General features: G+C 68.8%; 11 protein-coding genes and 1 tRNA gene. 4 read left to right on the top strand and 8 right to left on the bottom strand.

The features are described 5' to 3' along the window. Positions 1 to 180 precede the first annotated feature (180 nt). Complete coding sequence (locus tag JSO19_RS07755; protein WP_270910839.1) at positions 181 to 1,059, bottom strand: helix-turn-helix transcriptional regulator; 879 nt, start codon at positions 1,057 to 1,059, stop codon at positions 181 to 183. A gap of 129 nt (positions 1,060 to 1,188) precedes the next feature. Between JSO19_RS07755 and JSO19_RS07750 the strand changes: the two genes are divergently transcribed. Next, positions 1,189 to 1,728, top strand: a complete 540-nt coding sequence (locus tag JSO19_RS07750; protein ID WP_270910838.1) for a carboxymuconolactone decarboxylase family protein — start codon at positions 1,189 to 1,191, stop codon at positions 1,726 to 1,728. Positions 1,729 to 1,971: 243 nt separating this feature from the next. Here JSO19_RS07750 and JSO19_RS07745 read toward each other — a convergent pair whose 3' ends face one another. From JSO19_RS07745 to JSO19_RS07730, 4 genes are all read right to left on the bottom strand, one after another. Further along, the gene (locus JSO19_RS07745; RefSeq protein WP_270910836.1) at positions 1,972 to 3,444 is read right to left on the bottom strand and encodes an L-lactate permease; all 1,473 of its coding nucleotides are present in this window, start codon (positions 3,442 to 3,444) and stop codon (positions 1,972 to 1,974) included. A gap of 22 nt (positions 3,445 to 3,466) precedes the next feature. Further along, positions 3,467 to 3,537 (bottom strand) — tRNA-Cys (locus JSO19_RS07740). A 41-nt stretch (positions 3,538 to 3,578) separates the two neighbouring features. Further along, the gene (gabT, locus tag JSO19_RS07735; protein ID WP_442915682.1) at positions 3,579 to 4,931 is read right to left on the bottom strand and encodes a 4-aminobutyrate--2-oxoglutarate transaminase; all 1,353 of its coding nucleotides are present in this window, start codon (positions 4,929 to 4,931) and stop codon (positions 3,579 to 3,581) included. A gap of 32 nt (positions 4,932 to 4,963) precedes the next feature. Then, positions 4,964 to 6,334 carry an aminotransferase class I/II-fold pyridoxal phosphate-dependent enzyme gene (locus JSO19_RS07730; RefSeq protein ID WP_270910834.1) on the bottom strand — a complete coding sequence of 457 codons (1,371 nt, stop codon included), beginning with the start codon at positions 6,332 to 6,334 and terminating at the stop codon, positions 4,964 to 4,966. A 78-nt stretch (positions 6,335 to 6,412) separates the two neighbouring features. On the opposite strand from JSO19_RS07730, the gene JSO19_RS07725 reads away from it, so the two are divergent. After that, positions 6,413 to 7,204: a YggS family pyridoxal phosphate-dependent enzyme gene (locus tag JSO19_RS07725; protein ID WP_270910833.1), complete on the top strand. Its 792-nt coding sequence runs from the start codon at positions 6,413 to 6,415 to the stop codon at positions 7,202 to 7,204. A gap of 3 nt (positions 7,205 to 7,207) precedes the next feature. After that, positions 7,208 to 7,990 carry a hypothetical protein gene (locus tag JSO19_RS07720; protein WP_270910832.1) on the top strand — a complete coding sequence of 261 codons (783 nt, stop codon included), beginning with the start codon at positions 7,208 to 7,210 and terminating at the stop codon, positions 7,988 to 7,990. On the opposite strand, the gene JSO19_RS07715 is transcribed toward JSO19_RS07720, so the two are convergent. The 3 genes from JSO19_RS07715 to JSO19_RS07705 are packed head-to-tail and all read right to left on the bottom strand — an operon-like array spanning position 7,957 to position 12,463. Continuing rightward, positions 7,957 to 9,885, bottom strand: coding sequence for a vWA domain-containing protein (locus tag JSO19_RS07715; RefSeq protein ID WP_270910831.1), 1,929 nt, complete (start codon positions 9,883 to 9,885; stop codon positions 7,957 to 7,959). The two genes, JSO19_RS07720 and JSO19_RS07715, sit on opposite strands and share 34 nt — an antisense overlap. Further along, a complete protein-coding gene (locus JSO19_RS07710; protein ID WP_270912118.1) occupies positions 9,882 to 11,345 on the bottom strand; it encodes an AAA family ATPase in 1,464 nt (487 codons plus the stop codon). The genes JSO19_RS07715 and JSO19_RS07710 overlap by 4 nt, the downstream gene beginning before the upstream one ends. Continuing rightward, complete coding sequence (locus tag JSO19_RS07705) at positions 11,345 to 12,463, bottom strand: DegT/DnrJ/EryC1/StrS family aminotransferase (RefSeq protein ID WP_270910830.1); 1,119 nt, start codon at positions 12,461 to 12,463, stop codon at positions 11,345 to 11,347. The genes JSO19_RS07710 and JSO19_RS07705 overlap by 1 nt, the downstream gene beginning before the upstream one ends. 69 nt (positions 12,464 to 12,532) lie before the next feature. On the opposite strand from JSO19_RS07705, the gene JSO19_RS07700 reads away from it, so the two are divergent. Next, positions 12,533 to 13,438: a bifunctional hydroxymethylpyrimidine kinase/phosphomethylpyrimidine kinase gene (locus JSO19_RS07700; protein ID WP_270910828.1), complete on the top strand. Its 906-nt coding sequence runs from the start codon at positions 12,533 to 12,535 to the stop codon at positions 13,436 to 13,438. The last annotated feature ends 29 nt before the right edge of the window (positions 13,439 to 13,467 follow it).

The following is a 13,467-nucleotide window of genomic DNA, read 5'->3' as shown; positions in this document are numbered from 1 at the left end:
CCGGGGTTCCGGGGTTCCGGGAGCACCGCGGGTTCCGCTCGGCCACTGCTCGGCAAATTGTTTGCACTTTTGGGGCTAAAAGCACCCAAAACGGCCGAAAAGTGCAAACAATTTGGGTGAGGTGAGCGCGCGGGGCGGCAGGACCCGTGTGGGGCGGCAGGACGGCCGATCCGCACCCGGTTAGGGCAGGAGTGCGCGGCGCGAGTCGAGCCAGGCGCGCGGCGACTGGCCCTCGCGCTGGGCGAAGACCCGGGAGAAGGAGCTGCCCGTGTAGCCGACCTCGGCGGCGACCTGTGCCACCGAGTAGTCGCGCATGAGCAGCTGCTTGCCCACCGTCATGCGCCAGTCGATGAGGTAGTCGTGCGGAGGCACAGCGACAAGCTCGCGGAACCGGGCCGAGAAAGCGCTGCGCGACATGTGGGCGGTCTCGGCGAGGGAGTCGAGGCTCCACTCGGCGCCGGGCTGCTCGTGCACGGCGGTGAGGGCGCGGGCGATCTGGGGGTCGGAGAATCCGCGCATAAGGCCGACCGGGGCCTCGGCGAGGTCTGGCTGGTCGAGCAGGTGGCGCAGCAGCTTCAGCAGCACGATCTCGAACACCCGGTCGACGACGTGGCGGTGGCCACACTGCACCTCGCCGGCCTCCTGCGAGAGCAGCTCGAGCGAGAGCTCGAGGCCCTGCACATGCGCGGTTGGCACCGTGACGAGGGAGGGCATGGTGGCGACGAGCGGGTGGGTGGAAGCTCCGTCGAACTCGAGCGTCGCACAGGCGAGGTCGACCCCGCCTGGCTCCCGCGAGACGAACGCGTGCTCGTGGGCCCGCGGGTAAAAGAGCAGGGTCGGCTCGGTGATCGTGCGCGCCTCACGCCCCGACCCGTCGACGAGCGTCAACTGCCCGGCTCGCAGAACATGTAAAAACCCCTGCCCCGGCCGCGGATCGAACCGGCGAGTGCCCCACATCGGCCCCACGTGAAACTGCTGCGCCCGAACCGAGAAGCGCCGAAGCATGGCGTCGAGGCGGTCGATGGGGTGATCCGCATTGGGGGCAAAGGGCGGGCGCATGTGACCAGAGTACCCAGGTCGAGACGATCGGGCAAGAAATGAGGGTGATATGACACGAATCATCCACACGTGGCTGTGAGACTGGAGTCACCGCTTCAGAAGCGGTGTTCACGTCACGAAGGAGAAGCAATGGCACGAATACCCGTTGTTCCAGTGGCCGAGGCGAGCGCCGCGGTCAAGTCAAACCTTACGAAGATCGAGGGGGCGTTCGGGACGGTTCCGAATATGTTCGGCGTTGTCGCCAACTCACCCGCCGCTCTGCAGTCGATGTGGGGCTCATTCGGAGCTTTCTCGACCGGATCGCTCGGCGCTGCCCTCACCGAGCAGATCGCCGTCGCAGTAGCCAACCGCAACAGCTGCAGCTACTGCCTCGCGGCCCACACCGCCCTCGGCACGCAGGCCGGGCTCACCGAAGAGCAGCTCAAGACGGCGCAGCGGGCGCACTCCGATGAACCCCGCGTCGACGCACTGCTGCAGTTCGTGCACACGCTCGTCGCAAACCAGGGCGAAGTGGGCGACGATGCCATCCCGGCACTTCGCGAGCACGGATGGAGCGACGAGCAAATCGTCGAAACCATCGCCCAGGTCGGCCTCAACCTCTTTACGAACTACATCAACATCGCGCTCGACGTTCCCGTCGATTTTCCCGCGGTCGAGTTCGAACAGTAGCGAGCCGCCCATTCTGAACAGCTGATTACTCTCGTGTGGATGAGGGGTGGTGGCCCACTGGGTGGGCTGCCGCTCCTCTTTTTGTGTTTGGCGGTGGCGACTTCGGGCCGTGTTTCGGCCGCGCGGGGTTTACTTGACGAAAAGCAAGGTGTTGGCGCCGAAACACCCTGCTTTTCGTCAAGTAGACGCGAAATCGGCAGGCAGCGACGAAGACAGCCGCACGCCAGCCGCGCGACCCCACCCTCACCCGAGCAGCACGCAGAAGCTCACCCCGCCGAGCACCAGGCTCACCGCGCCGACGATGACGAGCATCGTGCCCTGCAGCGCGCGCGCCTCGCCGGGCACGAGCGCGAGGCGCGCGGCGAGCTCGACGCGGGCCGGGGCCGACATCATGGCGGCGGCGCTTGCGGCGTTGTGCACGCCGACCGCGAGCGTCACGTCGGCCCCGAGCAGCCTGGCGACATCGGCCTGGGCCCCGGCGGCGAGCGCGTTGGCGCCCGAGTTTGAGCCGGTGATGAAGCCGATGAGGGTCGAGAAGATGGGCAGCGCGAAGAAGTAGCCCGAGCCGAGGTGGGCGAGCTGTTGGGCGACCTCCTGGGACATTCCGCTGACGCCCATGAGCGCTCCGAGCGCGATGAAGAGTGCCGTCGAGGGGGCGACCTGCAGCCACGTTTCGAGGGCGCGCGCGGTGACCGTGCGGGCATGGCCACGGTGCACGACGAGCAGCACGATGGTCGCGGCGAAGAGCCAGAAGGCCGGCGAGGTGAGGCAGGCGACAAGGGTGCGGATCGCGGGGCCGGGATCCGCCGCGGCAGCCGAGGCGCCGCCACCCGTAGCAGCCGAGGCGACCGGGCCAGCCGCCAGCGGCGCCACGAGCAGCATTGCGGCGAGCATGCCCGCGAGCACGAAGGCGTAGGGCAGCACGGCGCGGGCGACGGGGGCCGGGAACGTGAGGGGGTGGCCGCGCAGGCGGCGGGCGGCGAGGTGAACGATGAGCACGAGGGCGCCGCCCATGGCTCCGGCGGGGGCGGTTCCGATGAGCACGTTCGTGCCGAGCACGCCGGCAAAGAGCACGAGCGCCGAGGCGAGGCCAGCGGCGACCGAGCTGAGGCGGCGGCCAGGGGGCGAGGCGATGAGGGCGGCGGCAACGCCAACGCCTGCGACCACGACGCCGTTGAAGAAGGCCGTCGCGACGCCGAGCTCGTCGAAGCCGACGCCGGTGAGGTGTGAGGCGATGAGGGTTCCGGGGCCCATGGATCCCCAGGGCACGGCGCACAGGCCGAGCAGCCCGAGGGCGGCGGCCTTGCGGCCCGGCAGACCGAGGCCGAGCAGGAGCGGGATCGCGAGGGCGGCGCCGATTCCGTAGCCCGTGAGCGACTCGGTGAGCGGGGTGAAGCCGTGCACGATGGCGAGCACCGGGACGATGCCCTGGCCGAGTGAGCGGGTGATCCACGTCGCGATCGTGTCTTGGTTGCCGGTGAGCCTGCCCGCCTCGGCGAAGGCGATGCCGCCGGCGAGAATGAGCATGACGTTCAGCATCACGGGTGCCCACTCGATGGCCGAGGCGCCGAGCTCGCTCGCGGGGGTCGCGAAGCGTGTGAGCATGAGGGCGACGGCCGCGCCGATGCCGATGAGGGCTGCGGTGCGGCTCGAACGGCCAAGCACGAGGCCCGTGACGACCGCGACGAGCGGCAGCGCCGCGAGCATCGCACTCATCGTTCTCCTTCTCGCGCGGTAGAGGTGGGGGCAGGATTCGAACCTGCATACACAGCGTTGCGCACTGTGACCTCGCCTTTCGGTCACCCCACCGGGTGGGCCGCCGCTCCCCCGGCAGCCCGCGGCCTGAGCCGCTAGTTGGCGTCGCGCGAAGCGAGCGCCTCTCGAATCACCCCGAGGGCAAATTCAAGCTGTTCATTCGTGACCGTGAGTGACGGTAGGAATCGAATGACGTTTCCGTAGCTGCCCGCGGTGAGCAGCAGCACACCGCTCTCGGCAGCCTTGGCCGCGATCTCGCTCGCGAGGCCATTCAGCGGATCGCCGGTAGCCGGGTCGAGCAGTTCGAAGGCCACCATCGCTCCGTGCCCGCGAATGTCGCCGATGACGGCCTGCTCGTTGGCGAGTTCTTCGAGGCCACGCTTGAGGGCGGCTTCGATGCGTGCCGCCTCGGCGAAGGGCTGGCCGGTCTCGAGCAGGTCGAACACAGCGTGTGCCGCCGCGATCGAGACTGGGTTGCCACCGAAGGTGCCGCCGAGGCCGCCGGGGTGCGCTCCGTCCATGATCTCGGCGCGACCCGTGACGCCCGCGAGCGGCAGGCCATCGGCGATGCCCTTCGCGGTAAGCACGAGGTCGGGCACGAGGCCGAAGATCTCGCTCGCGAACCAGGTGCCGGTGCGGCCGAGGCCCGACTGAATCTCGTCGGCGATGAAGACGACGCCGTTGGCGGTCGCCCACTGCTGCAGCGCCGGGAGGTAGCCCTCGGCCGGCACAACGAAGCCGCCCTCGCCCTGAATAGGCTCGGCGATGATCGCTGCCAGGTCGCTCGCGCCGATGCGCTGCTCAAGGTACTCGATCGTGCGGGCCGCGGCCTGCGCACCGGTCAAGCCATCGCGCAGCGGGTACGAGTTGGGCACGCGCTGCACATCGGGAGCGAAGGGGCCGAAGTTCGTGCCGTAGGGCGCGACCCGGTGGTTCATCGCCATCGTGAGGCTCGTGCGGCCGTGGAAGGCGTGGTCGAGGGCTGCGACGACGCGGCGGCCGGTATAGGCCCTCGCGATCTTCACGGCGTTCTCAACGGCCTCGGCGCCAGAGTTCACGAAGAAGGTCTTCTTCTGGTGGTTGCCCGGCGTGTGCTCTGCGAGTCGTTCGGCCAGGCGCACGTAGTTCTCGTAGGGCGTCACCGTGAAGAGCGTGTGGCTCAGCTTGTCGAGCTGGTCTTTCGCGGCCTGCACCACGGCTGGCTGCGTATGGCCGAGGGTCGTGACCCCGATGCCCGAGCCCAGATCGAGCAGGCGGTTGCCGTCGACGTCGGTGATCCACGCGCCGTCGGCGTGATCGACGTAGATCGGCAGGGCGCAGCCCACCCCTCGGGGAATGACCTGCTCTCGGCGCGCCTGGATCGCGAGGCTCACGGGGCCGGGAATCGCGGTGCGCAGCTCTGGTCGCTGCAGCGTCGCGGGGGCGGCGGTTGGTGCGGTGATCGACATGTTCATTCCCTTCGATGGATATTCAGGTGGTACTAACGGCGGCTGAGACTGCCCGACTTCGTTTCGTTGGCGGCAGCTTCCTGGCTGGACTCGGCAAGGTCACCCACGAGCCGGCGCATCTCGCTGTCGCTCAGCTCGTGAACGGTGAAGCGCAGGCAGCGCTCGTGATCGCCGGCGAGGGCGAAGGCGGCGCCGTCGCGCGCGATCCACCCCCTCGTCATGAGAGCTGCGAGCACGGCCTTCGCGCTCGCGCCGGTGTCGACCCAGATGTTCAGGCCGTCATGGCTCGGCGAGGCGAACCCGGCCTCGCGCAGCTCGGCGACGAAGGCGGCGTTGCGCGCCGCGTAGTGGGCGCTCGCCTCGTGAATCTGCTGCATCGCGTCGCTCGACGAGAGCATCGCGTGCGTGATGCGCTGCAAGAGGTGGCTCACCCAGGTGATGCCGCCACTGATGCGGGCCGCGAGCCGCTCGGCCGTCGTCGCGTCGCTCGCCACGAAGGCGATGCGCATGTCGGGGCCGAGGGCCTTCGACATCGAGCGAACGAGCGCCCAGCGTTCACGCTCGGGGCTAATGATGGTCGAGTACTCGGCTGTGGCAAGCAGGGCGAAGTGGTCGTCTTCGATGACCATGACCTGCGGGTAGTCGGCGAGCACCTCGCGCAACTGTGCGGCGCGCTCGGGCGTGAGGCTCACGCCGGTCGGGTTGTGGGCGCGAGGCGTACACACGACGGCGCGCACACCCGCCTCGAGCGCCTCTCGCAGACTCTCGGGCTCCATGCCTTCTGAGTCCATCGCGACCGGAACCGGCTGAAAACCGTTCTGGTGCATCGTGCTGATGCTCGTCAAGAAGCAGGGATCTTCGAGCGCGACCTGATCGCCCCGCGTGAGCGCCTGCGAGAGCAGCCGCTCGATCGCGTCGACCGCACCCGCGGTAACCGTGAGCCTGAAAGGGCGGTCTTGGTGCTCTTCGATCCACCGCGTTGCCCACTGGGCAAGGCCCGGGTCAATCGTCGGCTCGCCGTACAGCGTCGGGGTGACTCGCTCGAGCGTTACCTCGCTCGGGTCGGGCAAAAGCTCTGGCGCGGGGTTGCCGTCACCAACGTCGAGCAGCACGCTGTCTCTCGCGAAGCCCTCTTCGGCAAACTCCTGGTACGGGTCGGCGATCACGGTGCCAGCCCGGCCACGGCTCTCGGCGATGTTCACCTGCACGAGCAGGCGGTAGGCCGTCATCGCGGTGTTGCGGTTGACCCCGAGCCGCTCGGCAAGCGCGCGGTATGGCGGCAGCGTATCGCCGGCCTTCAGCGACCCGTCGTGAATGAGGGCGCGAATGCTGCCCACGATCTCTTCAGCGGTACTTCCAGAGATGCGATCGCTGACATTCATGCCTTGGTTTTGGTCAGTCATACCGTGTCTCCTTTCTGGTTTCTCACTGAGTGTATCTGGCCTGTTGGGGCCGACATCATTCATGATACACTTTGACCTATGTCAAATCAAGTCGAACCCGAACTCCCCATCCACGACTTCCCAACCGCGACCTCTGTTGCCGAATTTGAGCGCAATATTCACGACGTGCGCGAGAAGATCGACACGGCCGCGAGAAGCGTTGACCGCGACCCCGCCGACGTGCGACTCCTGCCCGTGAGCAAGACGGTGCCCGAAGATCGCGTGCGCCTCGCCGTCGCCGCGGGCTGCCACCAGCTCGGCGAGAACAAGGTGCAAGAGGCCAAGCGCAAATCTGAAAACCTCGCCGACCTCGGTGTCGAGTGGTCGGTCATCGGCCACCTGCAAACGAACAAGGCGCGCGACGTCGCCGCCTTCGCGAGCGAGTTTCAGGCGCTCGACAACCTTCGTGCGGCCGCCGCGCTCGACCGCAGGCTGCAGGCCGCGGGCCGCTCGCTCGACGTGTACGTGCAGGTCAACACCTCGGCCGAGCCACAAAAGTACGGCCTGCCGCCCGAAGAGGTCGAGGCTTTCTTGCGCGAGATGCCAAGCTTCCAGTCGCTGCGGGTGCGGGGGCTCATGACGCTCGCCATTTTCAGCAGTGATATTCCCCGCGTGCGCACCTGCTTCACCCTGCTGCGAACCCTGCGTGATCAGCTGCGCGATACCGACCCCGAACTCGTGGGCGACGGAGGGCTCTCGATGGGCATGTCTGGCGACTACGAGGTCGCGATCGAAGAGGGAGCCACCTGCGTGCGCGTGGGTCAGGCCATCTTCGGGGCAAGGCAGGTGCCCGACAGTCACTACTGGCCCTCGGCGTTTCCTGAGGCGTGACCCGTGCACGGCCACGAGACGCTCTTTCCTGATCTTGCGAGGCAGGTGCGTCACGCGCGGGCGTCGAGCCAGGCTGCGAAACGCGACCCGCTCGCCGACCGCGTGCTCTTGATGCGTGACGGCCACTACTCGTCGGCCTTCGCCCGCTTCGCCGAAGACCCTGGCGCGCGGCTGAACGCCTCGCTCGCCGAGGCCGAGACGATCGCGCGCGTGCTCGACATCGGCGTGCCAGAGCCAGAGCGTTTCTTTGCCGCGGGACTCAGCCCTGCCGCCCCCGACGCCGGCGACATGGGCCCGCTCGTTCCCGTGCTCGCCCCGCACGGCCTCGGCCTCGCGAGGTGGCGGCGCGTACTCGCGGCGAGCAGCTCCGAGGCCCCACCCGCGCTCGAGTGCTCGACCGAGGCCGAGCGCTGGTTCGCGGCGCTCGACGTGGCGCCCGGCAGGCCTGGCGAGACCGTCACGGTGCGCGAGCGCCACGGCCGGGTCGACTGGAGCCTGCGCTGGTTGCCCGCGGCCGCCGCTCCCCCGCTCGTCGATGTCGAGCATTCGGCCGAGACGAGCCATCCGAGCCTCGCAGAGCTGCTGACGCTCGCCGTGAGCGCCGCGGCGACTGGCGCGCCGCAGCTCGACCAGCACCATTTCACGTGGATCGCGGGAACCCTGCCCAATCCAGCCCTCGCCGCCCGCTACACCTTTGACGCCCCCTGCAACACCATTCGGGTGGGCACCCGTGTTCGGGCCGATCGCGGCCGTCACGTGGGCATTCGGCCGGCGAGCGTCGCCTGAGCGTCGGCGGCGACGACCCGGGCGAGCAGCCCCGGCAGCTCACGCACGGTGTCGATGCGTTCGAAGGCCGGGGCAAACACCTCGATACCGGGTGAACGACCCACCCCAATCGCGTGCACCTCGGCGCCGAGCGCGTCGAGGCCCGCGATCGCCCCCTTGAGCGAGGCCACGTCGTCAAGGTCGCCATCGGTCACGCAGAGCACGACGCGGCGGGGCCGTTCGCCCTGCAGCTCAGGCCCGAAGAGCTCGGCCGCTGCGTCGAGCGCGGCGGCACCCCTCGTCGACCCTCGCGCGCCGCGCACCGCGGAGTGCAGCGAAGCCCGGATCTCGTCATCGACCGGGGTGTCCAGCCCCTTCACGACGACGGGCTCGTCACCGAACGCGATGATACCCGCGCGCAATCGCACGTCGAGCGCCCGCGCGGCCCGTTCGTCGCGGCCTTGCAGATCGCGGGACACCGCAGCGAGCGACTCAACCATGACCATTGCCGCGTCGGCGCAGAGCTCGGCCGCGGCACCCTGCATCGAGCCAGAGCGGTCGAGCAGCAGCACGTAGTCGGTGCTGCGCAGCCCGTCACCGTGGCGAGGCCGGCGCTCATACTGCTGATACGCGGCGGGCCTCGGAACTCCAGCGGCGACCTCGGTGACGGTGGCAGCGAGTCGCTCACGAAAGAGCTCTGCCCCCTCTGGAGCCCCGCGCTGCAGCGCGACCTGCCGCAGCCGCAGCTGCTCACTCACCGCGAGACGCCACACCTCGCGCGTGGCCGTGACCTCCCGGCGGTAGCGCTCTAGCCGGGCGCGATACTCGGCGACCGACGCACGCTGCACCCCCGGGTGCGGCGCTGATGCCAGCCGGGGGGCCTGCCCGTCGTCACGCGCCACGCGCTCGCGATCCGCTTCGTTGAGCGGCCTCGACTCATCGCCTGGAACCTCGAGCGGTGCGAGACTCGCACGGGTTGCCGAAAGTGGGGTCTCAAGAAACGCCGTGGGGGCAACCATCGACCCCGACTCGACGAGCAGCCGCTCGTCGACACTCGGCTCGTCACCGCCCTCGGCATCTTGAGGCGCCGCGGTATCGAGGGCCTGCACCTGCGAGGCACCGCTCCCCTGCGCCTCGGCATCACTGCCGTCGTCACTCTCGCCGCTTCGTGGGCCGCGCCCCTCGTCGCCCCCGAGCCCCTCATCGTCGCCGTCGGCAGGCCTCGCGTGCAGCGACGCCCCCGGGGTCGCAAGCCCCTGCCCAGCACCGCGAAGCAGCTCGAGATAGGGCGGCGCGATGAGCGCGAGCACCCGGTCAAGGCGGTCGACCCCCGTGGGAGCGCTTGCCTCACGAAAGGCGAGCGCGTTGCAGGCGTCGTGCAGCGGGCCATCGTGCGCCGCACGCTCGAGCAGCATCGCAAAACCTGCGAGCTGGCGACGAAGCTGCGGCGCGACAACGGGCAGGGCCGCGCCCGAGAAGCTCCTCGTCACCGCCGCGAGCCACTGAGCTTCGAGGGAGAGCTCGCTCACGTCGTCGGCAATGCTGCGCGCGGTCGCTGCCCGCAGCTCGCCTGCGATACCGGGCAGCGCCACGTCGATCGCCGCCATCGCATCGAGCCGATCGGCCGTGGCGAGCAGCGGCGCGAGTTCGGGCTGCGCGGCCTCGATCGCCTCCCGCCGGTAACCACGACCCGGTTCGAAGAGGGGCAGGCGAACCCCGACCCAGAAGTCGCGCAGGGCAAGAGCCATGACGTCGCCCTCAGCGATGCCCCGGTCGCGATAAAAGCCGAGGCCTATGCGCACGCTTTCGGGGGCAATGATCCATTCGCTCTCATCGGTGACGACCACCGTGATGCCGAGCAGTCGGCCGAGGCTCGTGAGCTGCTCGACAAGGCGATCGTCGCCGGCGCCCGTCATAGCGCGATGCCCTGGCCCTCGAAAATGAGCGCGAGCACCCGGCGATCGTGGGCGTTCATGACCCCGTCGAGAAAGCGCGCGAGGGCCTCGTTCAGTGACCGCGTGGTTGCCGTGAGGGCGACCTGTTCGAGTATCGCCGCGAGAGTGCGCGGTGCGATCACCGTCTCGATGAGGCCAGGCTCGCGATCGTACTCACGCTCGCTCGTCACGAAGCCGCGAAAGCCCTCGCCGTAGTTACCCGAGAACACCTGCTGGCTCACAAAGGCCGCCCGGGCCACGGGCTCGAGGTCGGCGAGCGTGATCGTGCCCGGCAGCTCGCCACTCTCGTCGGCGAGTGAGGCCGCGGCAAGCAGCATGTTCTCGTGCGGGTAATCGTCGTATGCGACGTGCGCATCGGGGTAGTGCACCCGGTGCACGTTGGCGCCGAAGCGGTTAATCAACTCGGCGCTCAACGGCTCGATGCCGCGATATCTGCCGGGCGCGTGCTCGTTTGCCGTCGCGATGATCGAGAAGCCCCGGGCAATCGTGACGGTGAGCCCGGCCTGCTCTTGCACCGCGAACCTGGCGCCGGGGCGCAGCTGCAAAATGCGGTTGAGTCGCTTCAAGAACTCGGGCGGCATCGCGTTCACCTCATCAAGAATGAGCGGCTTGCCCTCGGTCATTGCCCGCAGAAGCGGCCCCGGCTCAAACGCCGTCACGGTGGCCCCGCCCTCGGCCCGCAACTCATGGGTTCCGACGAGCTGCGCCGAGGTGATGTCGCCGTAGCCCGAAACGAACTCGGCCTCGGGGGCGACCCTCGCGGCGAGGTGCTCGGCAAGCGCCGTTTTGGCCCCGCCTGTCTCGCCGATGAGGAGCAGCGGTGCACCCGCGGCGAGCGCCGGGAGCGCGGCACGAACGGCCCCCTGCATTTGCGGCGAGACCCAGAGCCCCTCCTGAAGTTGCGCACGGGTTTCGCGCACCCGCACGGTGGCGAGTGCCTCGGCAGCTCCGGTCACGAGGGCAGCCGAGGCCGCCTCTGGCAAGGCACGCTCGAGAGCGGTCTCGGCGCGCTCTGGTGTGGCCTCAAGAAAACGGCGCTCGTCGTCGGTGAGCCTTCGCCCAGTGACAGCCGCGTGGGCGATGAGCTCGTCACCGTCTTCCCAGCGCCGCAGCGCCTCGGTCTCAAAGCGGTGCGCGGTGACCGCGACGCGAAGCACCGCCGCCCGCTCATCGAGGGCCCGGCGCGCCCTTTCCAGAATCTCGGGGTCGGCGAGCAACGCGTCGAGCTCCCGCTCAAGCCGGCTCACGCTCTCGGCCGCGAGCCTCGCATGGCCCACGGGCTCACCGCCGCTTGCGAGGTCGGCCGCGAGTGCACGGCGGGCGTGCCGCAGTTCACGACGAACGGCCTCGGCCCTCGCCACGCCCTCTGCCGCCCGGGTCGCAGGGTGCTCAAGCAGCCCGAGCCCTCCGGTGTCGCTCATCACGCCCCCGCTCCCACGACGCTCGTCACCCCGCACACGATGCGCTCAAGATCGGCCTCGCTGAGCGACGGATGCACGGGCAGCGACATCACCTCGGCCGCCGCGAGATCGGTCTCGGGCAGGTGAACCCCCTCGGCGTAGCGGGCGAGCGAGGGCAGCCGGTGGCACGGCGTCGGGTAATACACCCCGGTCATGATGCCCCACTCCTCACGAAGCGCCTCGCGAATGCGGTCGCGCTCGGCCCCGTCGACCCGCACGGTGTACTGGTGGTACACGTGGGTCGCAAGCGGCGAGGTCTGCGGGGTGCGAAGGCCCGCGAGCGAGCCAAGCTCACGCTCGTAAAAGGTGGCGTTGCGCTGCCGCGTCTCGGTCCACGCTTCAAGCTTGCCGAGCTGCACCCGACCGACCGCAGCGTGCACGTCGCTCATGCGGGCGTTGAAGCCCACGACCTCGTTCGCATACTGCGTCTCCATGCCCTGGTTACGCAGGAGCCTCACGCCCCGCGCGATCGCTTCGGTGCGGCAGGCCACCATGCCACCCTCGATCGCGGTCATGTTTTTCGTCGGGTAGAGGCTAAACATCGCGAACTCACCGAAGGTGCCGACGGGTTCGCCCTGCCAGGTCGCGCCGTGCGCCTGGGCCGCGTCTTCGTACACTGTGAGCTCGTATTCTTTGGCAACCGAGAGCATCGAGTCGGCCTTGAAGGGGTGCCCGTAGAGGTGCACGGGCATGATGCCCTTCGTGCGCTCGGTCACCGCCTGGGCCACCTTGGCCGGGTTGAGCGTGAAGTAGCGCGGCTCAATATCGACGAACACCGGGGTCGCCCCCGCGAGCACGACCGAGTTCGCGACCGCGGCGAAGGTAAACGAGGGCACGATGATCTCGTCGCCCGGCCCGACACCGCTCGCGAGCAGCCCGAGGTGTTGCCCGCTCGTGCCCGAGTTCACGGCGACGGTGGGCCTGCCGCCCACGAGTTGCCGCGAAAACTCTGCTTCGAACGCGGCGACCTCTGGGCCCTGGGCCAAGCCGCCCGAGGCGAGCACCCGATCGACCGCGCTTCGTTCTTCGTTCCCGATGAGTGGCTTTGCCGAGGGAATCATCTCGTATTGCTCGTTCATATCTGCCGCTTCTCGGCTCGTGCGAGCCGCTCAAACTGTTCTAACACCGACCATGCTAGCATTTGACCTATGTCAATAAGAACCAATCCTGACGCACCCTCTCCCGAAGCACCCGCCGGCCGCATCGCCCGCGAGGTTTCGGGAGCCGCGCGCCTTGAGCTCGCCACCCCCAAGCCGCGCATTCTCGGCTTCGGGTCGCGGCTGATTCACGGCTCGGTCGGGCTCAACGGTTCTGAACGCGTGTACGCCGAGCACGACATCGCGGCCATCGGCATCGCCACGATCATGCTGAGCGTCATGCCGCACTACCCCAGATCGCACCACCTCGATGTGCCGCCCGAGTACCTCAGTGAGGCGCTCACTGATCTCGAAGCGGCCGGCGCCCTAGGCGGCCTCCAGCTCGTAACCTCCGGCTATCTCGCCGCCCCCGAGCAGGTCGCCCCCATCGCCTCCTGGTGCGCGGCCCACCAGGTGCCCCTGGTGCTCGACCCCACCCTCGGCGATGTCGAGCTCGGCTTCTACACGAACCCCGAGGTCGCCCGCCCCATGCGCGACAAACTCGTGCCGCTCGCCACGGGTCTCACCCCGAACCTCTTCGAACTCGCGACGCTCACCGAAACGCCGCTCGAGACGCTCAGCTCGACCGCGGCGATCGAGCGCGCCGCAAGGTCGCTCATGACCCCCAAAACTGAGTGGATCATCGTCACCGGAGTCACGAGCGAAACTCACCGCGGCAAGCCCCACATTGCCGAACTGCTCGTGACGCAGCGCGAAACGCACGTACACCGGCACCCCGCAATACCAACCGAGGCCAAGGGGCTCGGCGACATGTTTACCGCCGAGCTCAACGCGGCCCTGTTGGGCGGCGCCCGCCTCAAAGACGCCGTCTCGGCAGCCGGAGCCCGCGTGCGCACCACCCTGACCCACCTCAGCCACACTTCATCACCCCAGTCACTCGCGAGGAGCGCCCAGTGAACACCGCAAGCCCCACCGCCACCCTTACC

Origin of the sequence: Leucobacter sp. UCMA 4100, assembly GCF_027853335.1 — a bacterium.
Lineage (GTDB): Bacteria > Actinomycetota > Actinomycetes > Actinomycetales > Microbacteriaceae > Leucobacter_A.
Note: the sequence above shows the minus strand (reverse complement) of the source record. Positions and strands in the feature narration are given on the sequence as shown.